We start from the raw sequence: 20,384 nt of genomic DNA, 5'->3' as shown, positions 1-20,384 counted from the left end.
GCTACCATGCGCTGAAAGGTGGCTAGAAAGGTGGTTTAAAGACTATAAATTAAAAACAAAATGTTTAATATCAGATACTTATGGGATTTTAGTGGTGCCCCCACACGGACTCGAACCGCGGACCTACTGATTACAAATCAGTTGCTCTACCAGCTGAGCTATAGGGGCACTGGCGGGGGAGATACGCAAATTGTGCGGGCGCTGCAAGACCTTTTTCGCCTATCTGTTCGCTCTTGCCAAAAGTGCCACTGCGACCAAGCCGACCAGCACAATCAGGATCGCGCCTGGGCTGGCATCTCCGAGGTTTTCCAGGCTGGCCTGATCATGCACCTGCGTCGCCAAAGTGTCGAAATTAAAGGGCCTCAACAGCATCGTTGCAGGCAATTCCTTAACGCAATCCACAAACACCAAAAGCAGCGCCGAGCCTACCGTACCGCGGATCAAAGGTGCATACACTTCGCGCAAGACCTGCCCCTTGGTGCGCCCCAAAGAGCGTGCCGCCATGGCAAGGCTGGGCGGCACACGCCCCATTGCCCCGTCTGCGGCCCCCTGCGCTATGGCAAAGAATCGGACGCAATAGGCCAGAACAATCGCGAAGGCCGAACCGGTAAGCAAAAGTCCCGATGGACGGCCAGTGATTCTTTCAACCAAATCCGCCAAGCCATGATCGACCGTCGCCAACGGGATCAGAATGCCAACGCCCAAAACCGCGCCCGGCGCGGCGTAGCCGATGGTTGTCACCGGCAACAAGAGCCGGGGCAAAGCCTTGCCGGACAAGCGCACGCCATAAACCATGAACACGCCCGCCAAAACCGTGAGTACCGAAGCGATCCCTCCAACCCGCAACGTGTTGCCCAGCGCGCGCAACAGATCCGGATCGGTCCATCGGTCCGCATTGGCAAGTGCATGCTTCAGGATCACCGAAAACGGCAGCAGAAATCCGATGGCAAAGGGCAAGAAACACGCTACCAAAGCCATGCCCGACGCAAATCCCGCCAGACGCTTGCGCTCCGGTGGGCGATGGCGGGTGGTCAGGCTAAAGAACTGAAACTTACGGCGGCTGACCTTCTCCATCGTCACAAGGAAAATCACCAGTCCCAATACCACGGTTGCGATTTGTGCGGCGCCGCCCGCGTTGTTGCTTTCAAGCCATACGGAGAAAATTCCGGTGGTCAGCGTTTGGACCGCAAAATAGTCCACCGTGCCAAAATCATTCACGGTTTCCATCATAACAATGGCAGTGCCCGCCGCGATAGCCGGCCGCGCAAGCGGCAAACCGACCCGCCAAAAACGGGCAAAAGCCCCTGCCCCAAGAGATTGCGCCACTTCCTCTCCGGCGCCGGATTGTTCGCGAAACGCCGCGCGGGCGAGGATATACACATACGGAAACAGTGCCGCCGACAGCACAATGATCGCCGCCCCCAGAGACCGAATTTCCGGAAACCAGTAGTCCCGCGACGTTTGCCAGCCAAAAATGTCGCGCAAAGCGGTCTGCACGGGCCCAGCGTATTCCAGAAAATCAACCAGCGCATAGGCCCCGACATAGGCCGGTATCGCCAAGGGCAAAAGCAAGGCCCACTCGATCCAGCGTCGGCCGGCAAAATCATAACGCGTGATCAGCCAAGCGGTCGTTGCCCCGATTGAAGCGGCAAAGAATCCAACCGAGACCATCAGGATCAGCGTCGTGCGCACGTATCGCGGCAACGTTGTCGACATCAAATGCGGCCAAATGTTCTCGACCGGATGAAAGGCCATCCAAATCACAGCCAGTATCGGCGACAGCACAATCGCGGCAATCACAAAAGCACCCACAGACCAGGGGCTTACACCCAAACGCATGGGTGAGAACGGACGGGAGGACGTATGTGTTTCCTTCATTGCGCCCTTCTGTTGCCTGAATCTGGTTTCACTGTCCAGAAACGAAGATATACTAACCCACACGCTCGTAGAAAATCAGACATAAAATGAAGCTCGTTCAGCACATTGGTGCCCATTTCACCGACGAAAACAAGCTGGTCAAAAGTCTTGTTAAAAACGCAGGACAGCTGGCCGAGCACGGCGTAATCGTGCCTGAGCCACGGACCTACCGCCGTCAGATTCGCGATATCATGGACAATGTGGATGTCTATCCGATCGTGCCCGAGCACCGTGCGAGCCTTTTGCGGGGTATGATCGGGGACAGATTGCCTGATCGGGTTGTTCTGTCCAACAGCAACTTTTTCGGGGTGCCCCGCGGGGCCGTGCGCGACAACCGCATGTATCCGAACGCGGTTGAGCGGTTGCGCGACTTTGCAAAAATCTTCGACCAAGAGGACATCGAAGTTTTTATCTCTATCCGCGACCCTGCCACGTTTTTGCCGGCGCTGGTCAAAGGCAGCACCGAACCGCTGGAGGTTGTCACCGGCGGTTCCGCACCAACGGCTCTGAGGTGGTCCGAATTGATTATGCGTGTGCGGCAGGCGCTGCCGGACGTTCCGGTGACTGTCTGGTGCAACGAAGACACCCCCCTGATTTGGGAGGAAGTGCTGCGCGAATTTGCCGGATTTGATCCCGGCATGCCGATCAACGGCGGTTCCGACCTCTTGCGCACAATCATGTCGACCGAGGGTTTCAAGCGCTACAACAGCTATCTGGCGCAACACCCCGACATGACAGAAATGCAGAAACGGCGGGTAATTGCTGTCTTCTTGGACAAATTTGCCATCGAGGACGAAGTGGAAGAAGAACTCGACCTGCCAGGCTGGAACGAAGACTTCATGAATGCCATGTCCGATATCTATGACGAAGACGTCTTTATGATCGAACGCATTCCCGGCGTGACGCTGATCACCCCCTAAAATGCAAAAGAGCGCCCCTAGGCGCTCTCTCTAAATCCGGTGCAGACCGTAGTCAGGTCATGCCCAAGGCTTCTTTGTACATCTCAAGAACCGCCTCTTCTTCGGCGATGTCGTCTTTATCGCGCTTGCGAAGGGCAACAACCTTGCGCAGAACCTTGGTGTCATAGCCGCGCGACTTGGCTTCGGCCATCACCTCTTTCTGCTGGTCGGCGATGTCCTTTTTCTCCATCTCCAGACGCTCATAGCGTTCCACAAACTGGCGCAACTCGCCTGCGGTCACGCGATAGCTGCTGTCGACGCTGCTTTCGGTCGGGGTATCGGACGAGAAGTCAGACATGGAAACTCCTGAAAGGGGCCCGGCCCGGCGGCCTGTCGGCGGATTGTGAAACGGATGAGCCGCCGACGCATCAAAACGCGCTGGCGAACGAGGCCGCAACCTAGCGCCCCCCAAGCGCCCCTGCAACAGCGGATATGGATGCTTGGCAGGAATTGCGCGACACCTTGCGCGGCGCGACGCTATGCGTTAGGCGCCTTGGCCAAACAGACGCAAGGAACCGCGACATGAGCTGGATTATCTGGGTAGGCGCCGCCATTTCACTGATCGGTTTGATTGGGCTGGTTCTGTCGATCCTCAAGGTCAACAAGGCCCGCAAGGCGGGCCTCGAAGATGAAGAACTGCGGGCCGCGGTTCAAAAGGTCATTCCCCTCAACCTCGGGTCTTTGTTTCTGTCGGTTTTGGGTCTGATGACGGTGATCGTCGGAATATCGTTTTCCTAACGCGTTGCGCCTAGCGCGCCAGAAACCCGCCATTCTTGATAAGATGGTCAAACACCGGATCAGGCGCCGACAGGCTATCTCCCTCCGCCTGCATCTCTCTCAGAGTTGCTCGTATCCGTACCAAGCCCTCGGCTTGCGCGGCCATCATCGGGCCACCACGCCACCGAGGGAACCCCGCCCCTGCAACCATAGCGACATCGACATCACGTGGCGCCCGTATCACTCCGATGCGCAGCAGCCCCACACCCGCGTTTGCCATAGCTGCAAGGATACGCGTTGTGATTTGGGTTGGGCTGAATTCCTGTTGGGGGCGGCCCGAGGCATGGCGCGCGTCCGTAAGCCACTGGTGCAAATCTTCCTTGATCGCGTTTGGCCCATACCATCCGGCGCCGTGTGACGTGCGGTCGCGTACGGTTCGTGACAGTGTCACGCCCGCCGCTTCAAACCAGGGCGCGTTTATTGCCACTTTGTCAGCCACCTGAAACGGGCCACCCGCCATGCCCCATGCGCGCAATTGCCGGTCAATTTCGTACGGGTCCGCCCCCGCGAGCACCATGTGCTCCGCAGCTCTCACCGCTGCAGCCCATACAGTGTGAGTGATCAATCCGTCATGCGGCGCGACCCGCACCGGACGTTTGCGCAACCGCTTAAGCAAGGACACCACAGTCGCCACGGTATCCGCAGAGGTGCTGTCGCCAACCACTACTTCCACGCCCTGCCCGCCGGACGCGGTCACAGGGAAGTGCAAGCCAATCACCTCGTTCGGGTCGCCGGTTTCCGAGGCCAGACGCGCGACATCCACTGCAGGTCCATGTGCGGCAAGCACCGCCCCCTCTTTGGAAACCCCGTCCAACTGCACAAAAATCTGACGCTCAATTTCCGGCACCTGCCCTGATGCCTCAAGAACAAAATCCGCCTCAGCCACAGCGACCAAGTCATCGGCCTGATGCAACGATGCTTCCAGCCGGTCCCGATCCGTAGCCGTCAGTCGCCCGCTCTTGACGCTTTGCTCCAACACCGCGTGAATGCGACGCATCCCTTGGGCCATGGCTTTGGCGTTGCGTTCAACGACAACCACACTGTATCCGGCCATCAGACACTCTATCGCAAACGCGGATCCGACAGACCCAACCCCGATCACGCCGACCTGCTTGATGGCGCCAGCGCGCCCGTCCTTGAGTTCTGGAAACATGGCCGCGCGACGCTCGGACACAACCATATGCCGCAGAGCGCGGAAAGTTTCTGTCGCCACACGCGCTTCAAACCGTTCCCATTCAAACGCCAAACCGGCCTCAAACGGCAGCAGCCTGCTGGCTTCGACGCACTCGAGAATGTCGGTGGTGGAGGCGTTCGGAAACGGCGCAGGTTTGGCTCGCCAGTGCGCCAACGCCGCATCAAACTCTGCCGCATCCTCAAATCCGGCACAACTGTCCGCCGACTTCCGAGGCCCGCCATTCATGTCGGCCAAGGCCGCGGCAAAGGCCATTGCCGTGCCATGCACATCAGCACCGACAATCTGATCGAACATCCGGCGGATATTGGGCGAGGTCACAGCCAAAGGCGCACCCGCCATCAAAACTTGCAAAGCCGCCTCACCGCCAACCAGCCGTGGCAATCTCTGTGTACTACCCGCACCTGGCAAAATCCCTAAACCGACATCAGGAAACCCGATCCGCGCACTGGCCACGGCCAAGCGATAGTGGCAGGCCATCACCAATTCCAACCCGACGCCCAGCGCCGAACCTGACACAGCCGCAACCACCGGAAGCGGACAGTTTTCTATCTTTTGGCAAAGATCGGAGACTTGGGCCATTGCGTCACGCGTAATGGCTCCTACTGGGAAGCCCACGCTGAATGCCGCATCCGTTCCGGCAATCAACACCGCACCGACAGATGTTGATGCCTGAGCACGCTCCAGCGCCTCAGCCAGCGCCTCGCACATCTCCAAGGTGATGGCATTGCCCGCCAGCCCTTGCAGTGCAAGCACTGCCACACCGCCGTTTTCCTGATAGCTGACCGCTCCTGCCATGCCTGCCCAATTCCCGCGCAGCGCCAATAACGCGCATCACATCGTGTCCGGCAACTCTAGCTTCTCGGGCAAACGACGCAAGTCTTGAGTAAACTAGCCGATCAAACCGGCATATTGTCGAACTGGTCCTCGATCTCTTCCTCAAGCAGTTCAAGGTCAATATCGCGGAAACGTCTAGGCACACGGTCTCCATGCATCCTGATGTTTTCGATCACACGATGAAGATCTTGGTGCAGCTGATAACGCTGCTTGCCCTCAGAGGTGGCGATCTCCGCAATCAGACGGTCTCCGGTTTGGACCAGTTCTTCAAAATTCACTTGGGTCATATATCCCTCCCTAGAAAAAATCCTCTTCAAGCGTCCGGTGCCCCTCCCCGACACCGGTGCTAACCATTCCCTGGTCGATCACTTTTTACCCAGCCACACGCGCCGCGCATGTCACGCACATCGTGGTTTCAGGCAACAATTTGAGCCTCGCCTCAGCGATCTCATCGCCGCAGGACAGGCAATCCCCATAGACGCCTTCACGGATGCGCTTGAGCGCGGCCTGAATGCGCACAACTTCGCTCTGGCTCTGCTGCTCCAGCGCTTCAAGAACCTCCTCGCCTTCCACCTCCAATGCCTGATCTTCGACATCCTTGGTGTGTGGCGCTTCAAGTTCATGCTCAATTCGGTGAATGCGCTCGTCTAGCTCAGCCAGCCTCGACAGGAGCGCCTCTTTGTGGGCTACAACGTCAGTCATGATAGAACTCCATGGGTTATGGGTCAGTATTCTGCCCAAAATCCGTCGCTCTTGCATTGACCCACATCAACCACCCGCCGCATTCTTTGACATGCTCTCTTGAAACACATTCTAAAAATGATATGTGTTGATCAATGCAACGGAGGAATCACGCGTGACACCAGAAGTAACAGGCTTTTTCGACGACGCCACAAACACCATTTCTTTTGTGGTCAAAGATCCCAACAGCGCATCCTGTGCAATCATCGACAGCGTCTTGGACTTTGACTATTCCTCAGGGCGAACCGACACCAAATCCGCGGATGAAATCATTGATTTCGTCACCAAAAACGGCCTCAGCGTCGAATGGCTTTTGGAAAGCCACGTCCACGCTGACCACCTCTCCGCTGCGCCCTATTTGCAAGAGCGGCTGGGTGGCAAGATCGGCATCGGCGAAAACATCACGATGGTGCAGGACACGTTTGGCAAAGTCTTCAACGAAGGCACCGAATTCCAACGTGACGGGTCGCAGTTTGATAAACTCTTTGTCGAAGGAGACAGCCTCCACATCGGTCAAATGCGCGGAGATGTCCTGCACACGCCGGGCCACACTCCGGCTTGCCTGACCTATGTGATTGGTGACGCCGCCTTTGTCGGCGACACACTGTTCATGCCCGACTTCGGAACCGCACGCTGTGACTTCCCGGGCGGGTCGTCTGAAATGTTGTTCAATTCCATTCAAAAAATCCTCGCCCTTCCGGACGAAACACGCATTTTTGTGGGACATGACTACAAGGCTCCTGGGCGGGACGAATTCGCTTGGGAAACCACAGTGGGCGCGCAAAAAGCACGGAACGTGCATGTAGGTGACGGCAAATCTCAGGAAGAGTTTGTCAAAATGCGCGACACGCGTGACGCCTCGCTTGCGATGCCAAAACTGATCATCCCCTCGCTGCAGGTCAACATGCGCGCGGGGCAAATGCCCGAACCCGACGAAGAAGGCGATGTCTTCCTCAAGGTGCCGGTCAACAAACTCTGACACGACAACAAGCGCGAACAAACACAGGACATTCCAATGTTACAATCAATTCCCTCAGACTGGTTCTGGGGTCTGGCAGGCGGCTTACTGATCGGGCTTGGCGGCGCGGTTTATCTGCTTGGCAATGGCCGCATCATGGGGGCCTCCGGCATCATCGGCGGTTTGGTGGATGGCACCGGTCGCAGCACTTGGGCGGAACGCCTGACTTTCCTCGCCGGCGTTTTCCTGATGCCCGCGTTGCTCCTGCCTTTGCGGGACGGGGCCACAACCAACGCCACCTCAAACGTCGCCGTGCTGGTCGCTGCGGGGCTTTGTGTTGGCATCGGCACCCGCATTGCCAACGGATGCACGTCCGGTCACGGTGTTTGCGGCATTTCCCGCCTGTCCCTTCGCGGCATCGTCGCGACCGTCTTTTACATCATGGCAGGGGGCCTCACGGTTGTTCTGTTCCGCCACATTCTGGGGGTGATCTGATGCAACGCCTGATCCTCGCACTCATCGCAGGTGGCCTCTTTGGCACCGGCCTTTCGATTTCGGGCATGACCGACACCACCAAGGTTCAAGGATGGCTCGACGTCTTTGGAAACTGGGACCCGACGCTCGCCTTCGTTATGGGCGGCGCAATCATTCCAATGGCAGTGGCTTGGTTGCTGACCAAAGGCCGCACGCCCCTTGTCGGCGGCAGCTTCCCTGCCCCGTCTGAGCCCAAAATCGGGCACAACCTCGTCGTCGGGTCTGTGTTGTTCGGCGTTGGTTGGGGCCTGGCAGGTCTCTGCCCCGGACCAGCGATCGCTTCGCTCAGCTTTGGCGGCTGGCAAGGCTGGGTTTTCCTTGCCGCAATGCTGGCTGGCATGTGGCTTGCGCCCTCCGTTCGGGCAACTATGGACAGAGCAGTACCTGCCGAGTAAGCAATCACCATGGATATTCGACAGATCACCGACCGTTTCTTCGTGGCGCCCCAAATCGAGGCGTCTGACATGCAAGCATTGGCGGACGCAGGCTTTAGCCTCGTCATCAACAACCGCCCTGATATGGAAGTGGGACCGGATCAGGCCTCTGCAGCCATGCAGGCCGCCGCCGAGGCCGCGGGACTGGCCTATGTGGAAAACCCGCTAACCATGGAAACGATGACCCCTGATCGTCAGTCCCTTCAGATCGAGTCAGCAAACGACGCCACCGGCAAGGTTCTTGCCTACTGTCGGTCAGGCACACGGTCCGCGATCTGCTGGACGCTGTCGCAGGCCGGCAAAATTCCCGCTGATGACCTGCTCGCGGCCACCGCTGCGGCAGGCTACGACCTTAGCGGGCTTGGACCTCACTTGCGCGCCAACGAAAGCTAAAACCCCAGGAAAACTAAAGCCGCGCCCAAAGAACCGTGGGCGCGGCTTTGTTGTGTTCAGCTCCCGGTCATCCCAAGATCAGCCAAATCCGGCAAGTCCGGCAAATCGCCCAAGTCGGGCAAATCAAAATCTCCCAAATCACCCAGCGCCGAATCCAGATCAGGCAGCTCCGGCACTTCAGCAATCGCAACATCAGGAAGCGGTGCGGGTTCGGGAATTGGATCAGGCAAAGGCGCTGCCTCGGCCTCTGGCGCGTCATAGCTCACAGCGGCCATACTGTCTTCTGGCTGTTGCACAGGAGCGGCAAACTCTCCGACCAACCGCACAGCTCGCATCCCGTTAATCTGTCCCAACTTCACCTCGGTGACACGTGTTCCACCCGTGGCCTCCAACGTGGTTTCCTTGGTCATTTCAACTGGCAATGCCAGCGTTTGCCCCACCTTCAGAGCTTGCACATCGCCGATGGACAGGCTCAGTCGCCCCACCACCGCCGTCAAAGCAGCATTGGCTTGCAAGACGCTGTCCTGAAATACGCCCTTTGTTGTGGTTTCAACCGACACGTCGTCTGCAACCTCAAAAGCAGGCTCAAAGTCTGGAAACGCCAGTCCGAGCGTTCCTTTTTTGGACCCACCGTCCAACGTGACATCTATCAGAAAAAAATGAAATTCATGCGCTTTGAGCGACAGGGACATGGTCCGCGTGTCTTCTGTCACGGCGCCGAATTTGTAGTGCTGCACCCATTTGGGCGCTTCATCGCCTTGCAACAAGGTCACAAAACGCGCCAGAGACTCTTCTAGAAAAGGCGCCACAAGCGCCGCGTCCACAAGTGTGGGGATCCGCCCCACCGCTGGCTTTGGCAATACCCGCCCCAGTGTTTGGCTTTCGACAAAGCCTGACAGAACCTGCATGTCCATGGCCACCGCCGCCCGCGCGCCATTTTCGCCTTCCAGAATGGCAAGCAGGCTTTCGTTGTCCAACATGCCTACCAATGTTTCATGCGACACCGTCGAGCGCTGAACCCGTGTCACCTCGCAGGCAAGGTCAAGCCCGTTCTGCGCCGCGAGGGCCATGCCCAGTGTCAAGGCTTTTTCAGGGCTCATTATCCGGGCCTTATGCCCCGCCAGCCCGTCCAATGCCTTGCGCTTCAATATCGATGGCTTTGCCGCGTCGCCCATGTTCGCTGCCTGCATGTTGTGGTGTCTTTTCCCCAACCGCAGTCTTCGGTGAATAAGGTTACTAAGGGATTACTCGCAGACCTATTGTGGCACCATTTTGCCGTCATCCGGCAGGCTCACACGGAACGCCGCCCCGCCTTGGCCGGGCAAATAGCTGACGGAGCCACCGAGCCGTGTCATGATCTCACGACAGATCGCCAGTCCAAGCCCTGCCCCACTGGCGCGCTGCACGCCAACCCGCGCAAACTTTTCGAACACAACCGCCTGATCTTCCTTGGAAATACCAGAACCATTGTCGATGAAATCCACAACAACGCGCCCGTCTGACATTTCGACATCTATCCGCAGTTCCGGATGCTCCGCGTCGCAATATTTCTGAGCGTTCCCGATCAGATTGATGAACACCTGACTGAGCCGGTCCAAATCCGTACGCAGCGCAATCCGCTCTTCGCCACGCTGGCGGAGCACCCGCAAACTGTCGCTGCCACTGCCAGTCAAGGCCGTAGCCACGGCATGATCAAGCAGCGCTTCCAGCTTTCCAGTTTGCACATTCAGGCTCACTTGCCCGTTTTCAAGCACACTCAGATCCAGCAAATCGTCCAACAGACGGGTCAGGCGCAACGCTTCGTCATGAATGATGGTGCTGTATTTTGTCTGCTCTGCCGCACTCAACTTTTCAGTGTCGCGCAAAATCTCCGAAAAGGCGCGGATCGACGTCATCGGCGTGCGCAATTCATGGCTCACCTGACTGAGAAACGCGTCTTTCTGCTCGGATATTTGCGTCAGCTTTTCATTTGCCTGCCGCAACTGCCGAGCCGTCCGCGACAGCTCTTGTGATTTTGCCTCCAGCTGGCTGGAATGCTCCATAATTTGCGCGGTTTCATCCGCAACAGCCATCAAGTCTTCGACGGAAACCGACGTACCACCGACAATTTGCTCCACCATCGCGTGGGCTGTTGCCACCCCGACCGAGCCCGAAAGTTCCCGCTCAAGCACTTGCAGGAACTCCGGTGACGGTTCCGGCAAAACGCCGGTCACACCTTGGCGCTTGGCCTCGCGTTCAAACAAGGCCTGCGCCTCTCGCGCACCCAGAATTCGCTGCGCCATAATCATCAGGTCTTCGGACTGCACCATGTCACCACTCCACCCCTGCAAAGTGGTGGAATGATCAAACACGTTGACAAACTGAGCCCCCTGAAGCCGCTCAACCGGTGACGGAAAACCAATCAGAGACACTGCAAAAAAAGTCATGGCATTCAGAAGGATAGACCAGAAAACCGCATGTACCAGCGGATCCATACCGGTGATCCCGAAAAAGGCCTGCGGCCGTAACCATCCGATACCGAACGGCCCGTTCGCAACCAAAGAGTCCGAGATCAACCCGCCACCGAAACTGGGCAGCAATAGCGTGTAGGCCCAAATGACGAAGCCGACGGTCAGCCCGCTAAAAGCTCCGGGTCGGGTGGCGCCACGCCAGAAAATCCCACCGATCAGAACCGGCAGGAACTGGGCAACTCCGGCAAACGAGATCAATCCGATCGACGCAAGCGCAGTTCCGCCTCCCGAAATCCGGTAATAAAGATAGCCCAACGTCACGACCGCCGCGATCGAGATCCTCCGCGACAGAAGAACCACGTTGCGCACATCCCCCGACACCGTCGCGCCGCCCAAGCTCGTGTTCAGCCAGATCGGCATCACAATGTGGTTGGACACCATGGTCGACAGTGCCAAAGCCGCAACAATCACCATCGATGTCGCACTTGAAAACCCACCTAAGAATGACAGCATCGCCAATGTGTCGTTTCCGGTTGCCAAAGGTACGGTCAGAACAAAAAAGTCCGGATTTGATCCCGCCGGCAACAGGTCCAATCCCACCACTGCGATCGGCACCACGAACAGGCTCATTACCATCAAATAGGCGGGAAAGGCCCAGCTTGCAGTGCGCAGGTGATCTTCGTTGTCGTTCTCGACGACCATGACCTGAAACATCCTCGGCAGGCACAAAAAGGCCGCCGCCGACAGAAAGATCAGCGTCGCCCAACGGTCGCCCTCGATCTGCCACGTGCCGATTTTGCTCGTGTCTATGCGCTGCAAGATGTCACTGACACCGCCGCCAATCCCCCACACGACGAACACGCCGACAGCCAACAGGGCAAACAGTTTCACCACGGCCTCAACCGCGATGGCCATCACCACCCCGTGGTGGCGCTCGTTGACGTCGAGATTTCGGGTGCCGAAGACAATGGTAAAAAGAGCCAGTCCAGCGGCCACCAACAGCGCGTTGCTTTCTTGACCACCGGATGGCATCGTGGCGTCATAAGCATCTGAAAAAACTTCGAAACTGACCGTCACTGATTGGAGCTGCAGGGCGATATACGGCGTGGTGCCGATCACCGCCAATATGGTCACTCCTACGGCCAGAAGGTTCGATTTACCATAGCGTGACGAAATCATATCCGCGATGGACGTGACCCGCTGAGTGCGCCCGATCCGCACCAGCTTGCGCAGGATCCACCACCAGCCCAGCATCACCAGCGTTGGTCCGATATAGATCGTCAGATACTCAAGCCCCGAACGCGCCGCGTAGCCAACCGCGCCGTAAAACGTCCAGGCAGTACAATAAATCGACAACGACAACGTGTAGACAAGCGGCGAGCGCAACCACCCCCCGTTGCCCCGCATAGCTGCCCGCTCGGCAGCAAACGCGACAAGAAACAGGAAGGCCACATATATCAGGCACACCGAAACGAGGATATTCAGCGTTCCCATCAGTCCTGTGTCCGCGCGCTGCCGTCATTGCCATCACGCAGGGCCCTTGCGAGAACGCACCCCACCCCGACCAACGCAAACCAGACAAAAAATATGAAGACGATCGCGTCAGACGTGGCCACTTGGCGTCCTTCTTCGGTGGACCACAGCAAAGGGACCGCCCAGAGAATCGCGCCAAACACCGGCACCATTCGGATAAAATCAATCAACCTGCGGCGGCGATAATTCTGCCGTTCCAGAAAAACCCGCTTTGGCCGCTCGTTCACGCGTTCACCAGTTCGCGCACAGCCTCCAACACTTCCGCGTTGGAAAACGGCTTGGTCATGAACCGGCTGGCGCCAGCGCGCTCCGCCATTTCACGATCCTTGACCTGCCCCTTGGCCGTCAGCATCAGGACAGGCAGGTCGACCATGCCTTTTTCTTCACGCAGCTCTCGCAGAATGTCATAGCCCGTCTTGCCCGGGAGCATCACGTCCAGAATAACGATGTCCGGTTGCGCCGCCATCACCACGCCAACGGCATCATGCCCATTGGAATGGGTGGCCACGGACCAGCCGTCGCGGGACAAAATGAAGCTGATCGCTTCGATGATATTGGGTTCGTCTTCTATCAGAAGAACGCTCTTGCCCATGCAGCCTCCCCTCCCCGAAAGTCTCATGAGTGCCGAACCATTCTTAGCGGCGTCCCGCCAAAAGCCAAGGAAAATTGCGGGCTTGCGTCAATCATGCCAACAAAGACGGCTCGCGTCGCCCCTCACAGCCGACGCTTGGACAGACACGGCAGGTCGATCCGACCTCCCGCCCCTCGGACGCGGCCTGTAAGGGAATGACCAGCATATAACTGTGATAAAGCGGCGATTCATCCACTCTGAGAGGCCCGATCGGTTCCGCCACCGCATAGCACTCAAAGCTGCGCGCGTCGCGGCCTGTGACTGTGACCACCTGCCGCAAAGGCTGCATCGGGCGCGCCAGCGCCTGAAACAGCGGCCATTTCGGACAGGCGGCCGAGAATCGTGGCAACGGAAAGCCGTCGATGGCCTTGCGCTGCATCAACGTGCCCGCCGCGTCACACATCACCAGCCCGCAGGCCATTGGCAGCAAAGCATCCGACACAGCCGCAAGCCTTCGCAAGACCACCGTCAGCGGCAGCCGTGCCTCATTGGCGATATCCACGGGCGCAGTCCCATGTCGCGCCAACAATGCCGCCATCTTGTCTTCCGGTAAATCCCGCGCATCTTCTGACAATTGCCGGATAACAGACGCGGCCAGATCCTGAGAGGCCTCGCTGGTCAATTCCGGCTGCTGGCTGGCGAAAGACCGGATGTCCTCTGGCTGTGCTCTCACTTGAGCATCAAACCGGAACCCGTGTGCCACCAACATGGCGTCCACCTCTTCAGTTGGCAGAGTCAGGCTCGCCGCGGCATCGCCCGCACCATCCAGATAGGCCACCAACTGCTGAGAGCTTTCCGCCAGACGTTGACTGTCCTCATTCAGGTTGCGGTGAAATCTGTTCTGCCACTCCGGCTCGATCTCACCTGGCTCTGCCAGAATTCCCGCCGTTGACCGGATTGCCGTCACCATCGTCAGCATCTCGTGCATCGATGTTGCCAGATGCGGATCATGGGTCAAACGATCGGTCAATGTCACCGCCGTGCGCTCCAGATTCTCGATCCGCCGGTGTTGTTGCGCCACCAGAGCAGCCCACCCCGGGAACCTGCCAGCAAATTCGTCTGCACGATCAATTTCCGCACCGGCCTGCGCGCCATCCGCTGCGGCCTCCCCCAAGGAAGCCAGCACCGCAGCTTCGGCACCTTCACTCAATAGCGAGGCTTCAACACCAAGCTCTGCTGCGATGTCCACCAGGAGTTTTCCGCCGATTCTGCGCCGGTTGTGCTCAATCAGATTGAGGTAGCTCGCGGAAATGCCTACCGCCTTGGCCAACTCCGCTTGCCGCATGCCCGCCATTGCCCGCCTCTCGCGGATGCGGCTGCCTGTCAAAGTGTCGCGCCCCATGGGGTTTTCCTAACGTTAATCAATCACTTTCCGCAGCGCAGAAAAATTACTTTACAAGTTTCCGCACTGCAACGCGAATTACTTTACAAAAAAATTGTGTCTTTGAAAGCAGTTGTTGCGAAATTTTCGAACTCGCCGCGATAATGATTTTGCACATAAGTGCGCGCTGTCCGTCGGGGAAGAGGAGCCCCAAGGGCGGTGACTGATTAAACGGGAGGATTAAATGTCCAAAACCAATTACACACGCCGTCGCGTGCTAAAAACCGGTGCTGTCGCAGGCGCCGGTGTTGCGCTGCCGACCATCTTTACCGCTCAGTCGGCTGCGGCCTACACCAATGAACCCACCGGTTCGTCGGTCACTCTGGGCTTCAACGTGCCCCAGACCGGCCCCTATGCGGATGAAGGCAACGACGAGCTGCTGGCACAACAGCTGGCAGTTGAGCACCTGAACGGCGAAGGCGATGGCGGCTGCCTGAACACCTTCACCTCGAAGGCTCTGAAGGGCAACGGCATCCTCGGCAAGAAAGTCGAGTTTGTAACGGGCGACACACAGACCAAATCTGACGCAGCGCGCGCATCGGCCAAATCGATGATCGAAAAAGACGGCGCTGTCATGATCAACGGCGGCTCTTCCTCGGGTGTTGCTGTGGCTGTTCAGGGTCTGTGTCAGGAAGCTGGCGTGATCTTCATGGCGGGTCTGACCCACGCGAACGACACGACCGGTAAAGACCGCAAAGCAAACGGTTTCCGTCACTTCTTCAACGCCTATATGTCCGGTGCCGCACTCGCGCCCGTTCTGGCCAAAGAGATGGGCAACGACCGTAACGCGTATCACCTGACCGCAGACTACAACTGGGGCTGGACCCAGGAAGAGTCGATCGTGGCCTCCACCGAAGCTCTGGGCTGGAACACTGTCAACACAGTGAAAACCCCGCTGGCGTCCACGGACTTCTCGTCCTACATCGCGCCGGTTCTGAACTCTGGTGCCGATACTCTGGTTCTGAACCACTACGGCGGCAACATGATCAACTCGCTGACCAACGCGGTTCAGTTCGGCCTGCTCGACAAAGTCGTGAACGGCAAAGACTTCAAGATCGTTGTTCCGCTTTACTCCGAACTGATGGCCGCCGGTGCCGGCGCGAACATCAAAGGCGTGCTGGGTTCCATGAACTACAACTGGCAGCTTCAGAACGAAGGTTCCAAGCAGTTCGTTAAGTCGTTCGGCGAGAAGTATGGCAAGCCGCCATCCAACTCTGCACAGACCTGCTACGCTCAGGTTCTGCTTTATGCTGACGCATGTGAGCGCGCGGGCACCTTCAACCCGTGTGGCGTTGCAGAAGCTCTGGAGAACTTTGAGTTCGACGGTCTGGGCAACGGCAAGACCATGTACCGTAAAGACGACCACCAGTGCTTCAAAGACGTTCTGGTTGTGCGCGGTGCAGAGAACCCGACCAACGCTTACGACACGCTGGAGATCGTCGAGATCACCCCAGCAGAGCAGGTTACCTACGCTCCGAACCACCCGATGTTTGGTGGTGACGAAGCGACACTGGGCACCTGTAACGCGGGCGCTTGATCCCAGGCTCATAGCCAGCCGGTCGCGCATTTTGCGCGGCCGGTCCTGCTACATCTGGCGCCGCCCTCACACGGCAGGACGTCGTTCCGGCAGCCATACCAACCAACAGGTCGAAGACAATGGACGCATTCATCCTGCAGATCCTGAACGGGCTCGATAAGGGCTCCGCCTATGCGCTGATCGCGCTCGGGCTTACTCTCATTTTCGGCACTTTGGGCGTCGTGAACTTTGCACATGGTGCACTGTTCATGATTGGCGCCTTCTGTGCTGTGTCGCTCTCCAAGCTGCTGCAACTCAGCTATGTGACAATCGACGAAACCCAGAAAGACTTCCTCGGCAATCCGCTGAAGGTGGAAACACCTTATGTCGAAAGCTGGTTTGGCCCCGAGGTGGGCGCCGCCATCATCGACTGGTCCGTGCCGCTGTCGATCCTTCTGGCCATTCCGGTGATGATCCTCGTTGGTCTGATCATGGAGCGCGGCCTCATCAAGCACTTCTACAAGCGTGAGCACGCCGACCAGATCCTCGTGACCTTCGGCCTCGCCATCGTGCTGCAGGAAATCGTAAAATACTATTTCGGTGCCAACCCGATCCAGACCCCGCCACCGGATGCCCTGTTGGGCGTTTCCAACCTCGGCGCGTGGTTCGGCTTCGAACTGCCTTACCCGAACTGGCGGATTGTCTACTTCTGCTTCTCGGCGCTGGTCATCGCGGGTGTGTTTGCCTTCTTGCAATTCACCACCTTCGGCATGGTCGTACGCGCCGGTATGGCAGACCGCGAAACCGTGGGCCTGCTGGGCATCGACATCGACAAACGCTTCACCATCATGTTCGCAATCGCCGCCTGTGTGGCAGGCCTTGCGGGCGTTATGTATGCACCGATCAACCCGCCGAACTATCACATGGGCATGGACTTCCTGGTCCTGAGCTTCGTGGTTGTTGTGGTTGGCGGCATGGGCAGCCTTCCGGGCGCCGTGCTCGCCGGGTTCATGCTGGGTATTCTGGAAAGTTTCGCTTCCACGACCTGGGCGACGACCACCCTGCCCGGCATCAACCAGATCATCATCTACCTTGTCGCGATCATCGTGCTGCTGACCCGTCCTCGCGGGCTCATGGGCCGCAAAGGCGTGATGGAGGAATAAGAACATGCTTGGACTAAATAAAAACGACCTCACGCTCTTGCTGGTTGTTGCGGTGCTGACACTCTTCGCACCCTTCATCCTGAACCCCTTCCCCGCCGACAGCGCCATGGCGCAGTTCAACGCAGGCTATCCGGACCTGATGCAACGCTTCATCATCTTTGGCATCTTTGCCATCGGGTTTAACATCCTCTTCGGCCTCACCGGCTACCTCAGCTTCGGCCACGCGGCCTTTCTGGGTGTCGGTTCCTACGCCGCGGTCTGGATGTTCAAACTGCTGAGCTACAACGTGGTGCCGGCAATCGGTCTGGCGATCATCATGGCGGGTCTCTTCTCTGTGCTGATCGGATACGTCAGCTTGCGCCGCTCGGGCATCTACTTCTCGATCCTGACATTGGCCTTCGCGCAAATGTCCTTCGCACTGGCCTACTCGGTGCTCTCGAACCCGAAGTTCAACCTCACCAACGGTGAGACCGGCCTTCAGGTCTACAAGAACGATCCACAGATCTTCCACGGCGAAGGCATGCAGGACTTCCCGCATTTCTTCGGCATCTACATGAACAGCACGCACACTATGAACGTCGGCGCATGGAGCTTTGACTTCAACGCAGGCTACTACCTCTGTGCCATCATCATGATTGCCGTGTTCTACCTGTCGATCCGCATCTTCCGTTCGCCATTCGGCATGATGCTGCGCGCGATCAAATCCAACCAGACCCGTATGTCTTACACCGGTCTGAACCCGCGCCCGCACACGCTGGCAGCCTTCGTGATTTCCGGCATGTATGCCGGTCTCGCAGGCGGGTTGATGGCGGCAATGGACCCGCTTGCAGGTGCCGAGCGCATGCAGTGGACCGCGTCGGGTGAAGTTGTTCTGATGACCATCCTTGGCGGCACCGGCACCCTGATCGGTCCGGTTCTGGGCGCAGGTTTCATCAAGTACTTCGAGAACATCTTCTCCAAGATCAACGACAACATCCTGCATCAGTGGTTTGCCTTCCTTCCGGACGGTATCGAGGACTTCGTGGTCTTCATCATCCACCCCTTCATCGGCAAAGGCTGGCACCTGACTCTGGGCATCATGTTCATGCTCGTTGTGATCTTCCTGCCCGGTGGTCTTGTTGAAGGCGGTCAGCGCATCGGCAAATGGATCAAATCCCGCGGCAAGTCTGACGACAAAACCGCAACCACTGAACCCGCAGAATAAGGAGACTGACAGATGGGAATTCTCGAAGTCAAAGACGTAGGTAAGCGGTTCGGTGGTCTTCAGGCCCTCGGCGACGTGAACCTCTCGGTCAAGGAAAACAGCGTGCACGCGATCATCGGCCCCAACGGGGCCGGGAAATCCACCCTGCTGAACTGCCTTGTGGGCAAGCTCATCCCCGACACCGGATCTGTCATGTTTGACGGCCAGTCGGTTCTGGGCCGCAGCCCCCACGAGATCAACCAGATGGGCATTTCCCGCGTGTTCCAGACACCGGAAATCTTTGGTGACCTCTCGGTCATGGAAAACATGATGATCCCGTGTTTCGCATCCCGCGACGGTGCGTTCCGCATGCACGCGGTGAAAAACATGATGACCGAAAAGGACATCGTGGAAAAAGCCGAGGCGATGCTTGTCGACATGAACATGGCCGACAAGCGACACATGCACGCCGACAGCATGTCGCGCGGAGACAAACGTCGTCTGGAAATCGGCATGTGTCTAGCACAGGAACCGCGCCTGTTGCTGCTCGACGAGCCGACCGCAGGCATGGCGCGCGCCGACACCAACAACACCATCGATCTTCTGAAACAGATCAGCGACGAGCGCGACATCACCATCGCGATCATCGAGCACGACATGCACGTCGTGTTCTCTCTGGCACAGCGCATCACCGTGCTGGCACAGGGCACCCCGCTGGTCGAAGACGATCCGGAAAACATCAAAGGCCATCCGAAGGTGCGCGAAGCGTATCTCGGTGAAGCCGCATAAGGAGAGCCACAATGAATGTGAAACCGGATTTCTCCAAAGGCCATAACATGGCCGAAACCGCCCCGGCCTTCCTGTCCGTCTGGAACATGGAAAGCTACTACGGCGAGAGCTACATCGTCCAAAACATCAGCTTCAACGTGCACGAGGGCGAAATCCTCGCCCTTCTGGGCCGCAACGGCGCGGGCAAAACTTCGACCCTGCGCTCCATCGCACGCATGGATGACCCCCAAGTCACCCATGGCGAGATCTGGCTCGACCACAAGCCGCTGCACCTGATGAAAAGCCATGAGGCCGCGCAGGCCGGCATTGGCCTTGTGCCCGAAGACCGCCGCATCATCCCCGGCCTGACGGTTGAGGAAAACATCGAGCTTGCGCAAATCGCACCACCTATCGGCTGGTCCAAAGAGCGTCTTTATGAACTCTTCCCCCGCCTTGGCGAGCGCCGCAAACAGGAAGGCGTCACGCTTTCGGGTGGAGAGCAGCAAATGCTCGCCATCGCGCGCGCACTGAGCCGTGACATCAAAGTGTTGCTGCTTGACGAGCCTTACGAAGGTCTGGCGCCGGTGATCGTGGACGAGATCGAAAAGACTCTGCGCATCATCAAGGAGCAAGGCATCACCACCGTAATTGTCGAGCAGAATGCGGTGCGCGCTCTGGAACTCGCAGACCGTGCAGTGATCCTCGACACTGGTGGCATCGTCTTTGACGGCGCGGCCGACGAAGTTCTCGCCAACGAGGAACTGCGCGCCGAATATCTGGCGATCTGATCGCAAGAAATTGCCGGCTGCGCCCAAGGTCTGATTGACAGTTGGGCGCAGCCGCCTACCCTCGCCTCAAATTTAAGCTCACGAGGTACGACAATGTCTGACACCACATACCCGCCCTCTGCGGACATGACCGCAAACGCCCACATCACGGCTGCACGCTACGCGTCGATGTACGCGGCCTCGATCAACGACCCGGAAGGTTTCTGGGCGGAGCATGGCAAGCGTGTAG

General features: G+C 58.0%; 21 protein-coding genes and 1 tRNA gene. 11 read left to right on the top strand and 11 right to left on the bottom strand.

What is annotated here, in order from left to right:
- Positions 1–92: 92 nt before the first annotated feature.
- A tRNA-Thr gene (locus BM069_RS18755) sits at positions 93–168 on the bottom strand.
- A gap of 51 nt (positions 169–219) precedes the next feature.
- Complete coding sequence (locus BM069_RS18750; RefSeq protein WP_093325996.1) at positions 220–1,878, bottom strand: ABC transporter permease; 1,659 nt, start codon at positions 1,876–1,878, stop codon at positions 220–222.
- 86 nt (positions 1,879–1,964) lie between these two features.
- Here BM069_RS18750 and BM069_RS18745 point away from each other — a divergent pair, with 86 nt between their 5' ends.
- A complete protein-coding gene (locus tag BM069_RS18745) occupies positions 1,965–2,837 on the top strand; it encodes a hypothetical protein (RefSeq protein WP_093325994.1) in 873 nt (290 codons plus the stop codon).
- Positions 2,838–2,889: 52 nt separating this feature from the next.
- Here the strand turns inward: BM069_RS18745 and BM069_RS18740 are convergent, their stop codons facing one another.
- Positions 2,890–3,174, bottom strand: a complete 285-nt coding sequence (locus BM069_RS18740) for a DUF2312 domain-containing protein (protein WP_093325993.1) — start codon at positions 3,172–3,174, stop codon at positions 2,890–2,892.
- 224 nt (positions 3,175–3,398) lie between these two features.
- Here BM069_RS18740 and BM069_RS18735 point away from each other — a divergent pair, with 224 nt between their 5' ends.
- Positions 3,399–3,614, top strand: a complete 216-nt coding sequence (locus BM069_RS18735; protein ID WP_093326044.1) for a hypothetical protein — start codon at positions 3,399–3,401, stop codon at positions 3,612–3,614.
- Positions 3,615–3,624: 10 nt separating this feature from the next.
- On the opposite strand, the gene BM069_RS18730 is transcribed toward BM069_RS18735, so the two are convergent.
- The 3 genes from BM069_RS18730 to BM069_RS18720 form a co-directional block, all read right to left on the bottom strand.
- Complete coding sequence (locus tag BM069_RS18730) at positions 3,625–5,643, bottom strand: 3-hydroxyacyl-CoA dehydrogenase NAD-binding domain-containing protein (RefSeq protein WP_093325991.1); 2,019 nt, start codon at positions 5,641–5,643, stop codon at positions 3,625–3,627.
- Positions 5,644–5,744: 101 nt separating this feature from the next.
- Entirely contained in the window at positions 5,745–5,969 is a 225-nt protein-coding gene (locus BM069_RS18725; protein WP_093325990.1) for a hypothetical protein, read from the bottom strand.
- An 85-nt stretch (positions 5,970–6,054) separates the two neighbouring features.
- Positions 6,055–6,384 carry a TraR/DksA family transcriptional regulator gene (locus BM069_RS18720; protein WP_093325988.1) on the bottom strand — a complete coding sequence of 110 codons (330 nt, stop codon included), beginning with the start codon at positions 6,382–6,384 and terminating at the stop codon, positions 6,055–6,057.
- Positions 6,385–6,538: 154 nt separating this feature from the next.
- On the opposite strand from BM069_RS18720, the gene BM069_RS18715 reads away from it, so the two are divergent.
- The 4 genes from BM069_RS18715 to BM069_RS18700 are packed head-to-tail and all read left to right on the top strand — an operon-like array spanning position 6,539 to position 8,742.
- Positions 6,539–7,402, top strand: coding sequence for an MBL fold metallo-hydrolase (locus BM069_RS18715; protein WP_093326042.1), 864 nt, complete (start codon positions 6,539–6,541; stop codon positions 7,400–7,402).
- Positions 7,403–7,450: 48 nt separating this feature from the next.
- Positions 7,451–7,876, top strand: coding sequence for a YeeE/YedE family protein (locus BM069_RS18710; RefSeq protein ID WP_093326041.1), 426 nt, complete (start codon positions 7,451–7,453; stop codon positions 7,874–7,876).
- Positions 7,876–8,310, top strand: a complete 435-nt coding sequence (locus tag BM069_RS18705; protein WP_093325987.1) for a DUF6691 family protein — start codon at positions 7,876–7,878, stop codon at positions 8,308–8,310. The genes BM069_RS18710 and BM069_RS18705 overlap by 1 nt, the downstream gene beginning before the upstream one ends.
- Before the next feature lie 9 nt (positions 8,311–8,319).
- Complete coding sequence (locus tag BM069_RS18700; RefSeq protein WP_093325985.1) at positions 8,320–8,742, top strand: protein tyrosine phosphatase family protein; 423 nt, start codon at positions 8,320–8,322, stop codon at positions 8,740–8,742.
- 56 nt (positions 8,743–8,798) lie between these two features.
- Here BM069_RS18700 and BM069_RS18695 read toward each other — a convergent pair whose 3' ends face one another.
- From BM069_RS18695 to BM069_RS18675, 5 genes are all read right to left on the bottom strand, one after another.
- Positions 8,799–9,932, bottom strand: a complete 1,134-nt coding sequence (locus BM069_RS18695; protein ID WP_093325984.1) for a FliM/FliN family flagellar motor C-terminal domain-containing protein — start codon at positions 9,930–9,932, stop codon at positions 8,799–8,801.
- A gap of 66 nt (positions 9,933–9,998) precedes the next feature.
- Positions 9,999–12,686, bottom strand: a complete 2,688-nt coding sequence (locus BM069_RS18690) for an ATP-binding protein (protein ID WP_093325982.1) — start codon at positions 12,684–12,686, stop codon at positions 9,999–10,001.
- Positions 12,686–12,952: a hypothetical protein gene (locus BM069_RS18685; protein ID WP_093325981.1), complete on the bottom strand. Its 267-nt coding sequence runs from the start codon at positions 12,950–12,952 to the stop codon at positions 12,686–12,688. The genes BM069_RS18690 and BM069_RS18685 overlap by 1 nt, the downstream gene beginning before the upstream one ends.
- Entirely contained in the window at positions 12,949–13,317 is a 369-nt protein-coding gene (locus tag BM069_RS18680; protein ID WP_093325979.1) for a response regulator transcription factor, read from the bottom strand. The genes BM069_RS18685 and BM069_RS18680 overlap by 4 nt, the downstream gene beginning before the upstream one ends.
- Positions 13,318–13,408: 91 nt before the next feature.
- Positions 13,409–14,698: a helix-turn-helix transcriptional regulator gene (locus BM069_RS18675; protein WP_093325978.1), complete on the bottom strand. Its 1,290-nt coding sequence runs from the start codon at positions 14,696–14,698 to the stop codon at positions 13,409–13,411.
- Positions 14,699–14,921: 223 nt separating this feature from the next.
- On the opposite strand from BM069_RS18675, the gene BM069_RS18670 reads away from it, so the two are divergent.
- From BM069_RS18670 to BM069_RS18650, 5 genes are all read left to right on the top strand, one after another.
- Entirely contained in the window at positions 14,922–16,274 is a 1,353-nt protein-coding gene (locus BM069_RS18670; RefSeq protein WP_093325976.1) for a substrate-binding protein, read from the top strand.
- 119 nt (positions 16,275–16,393) lie between these two features.
- Positions 16,394–17,416, top strand: a complete 1,023-nt coding sequence (locus tag BM069_RS18665; RefSeq protein WP_093325974.1) for a branched-chain amino acid ABC transporter permease — start codon at positions 16,394–16,396, stop codon at positions 17,414–17,416.
- A 4-nt stretch (positions 17,417–17,420) separates the two neighbouring features.
- Entirely contained in the window at positions 17,421–18,620 is a 1,200-nt protein-coding gene (locus tag BM069_RS18660; protein ID WP_093325972.1) for a branched-chain amino acid ABC transporter permease, read from the top strand.
- A 12-nt stretch (positions 18,621–18,632) separates the two neighbouring features.
- Positions 18,633–19,388 carry an ABC transporter ATP-binding protein gene (locus tag BM069_RS18655; RefSeq protein ID WP_093325971.1) on the top strand — a complete coding sequence of 252 codons (756 nt, stop codon included), beginning with the start codon at positions 18,633–18,635 and terminating at the stop codon, positions 19,386–19,388.
- A gap of 11 nt (positions 19,389–19,399) precedes the next feature.
- Complete coding sequence (locus tag BM069_RS18650) at positions 19,400–20,155, top strand: ABC transporter ATP-binding protein (RefSeq protein ID WP_093325969.1); 756 nt, start codon at positions 19,400–19,402, stop codon at positions 20,153–20,155.
- Positions 20,156–20,384 lie beyond the last annotated feature (229 nt).

Source organism: Shimia haliotis (assembly GCF_900114415.1).
GTDB classification, from domain to species: Bacteria; Pseudomonadota; Alphaproteobacteria; order Rhodobacterales; family Rhodobacteraceae; genus Shimia; species Shimia haliotis.
The sequence above is the reverse complement of the archived record's forward strand: the minus strand, read 5'-3'. Positions and strand labels throughout refer to the sequence as shown.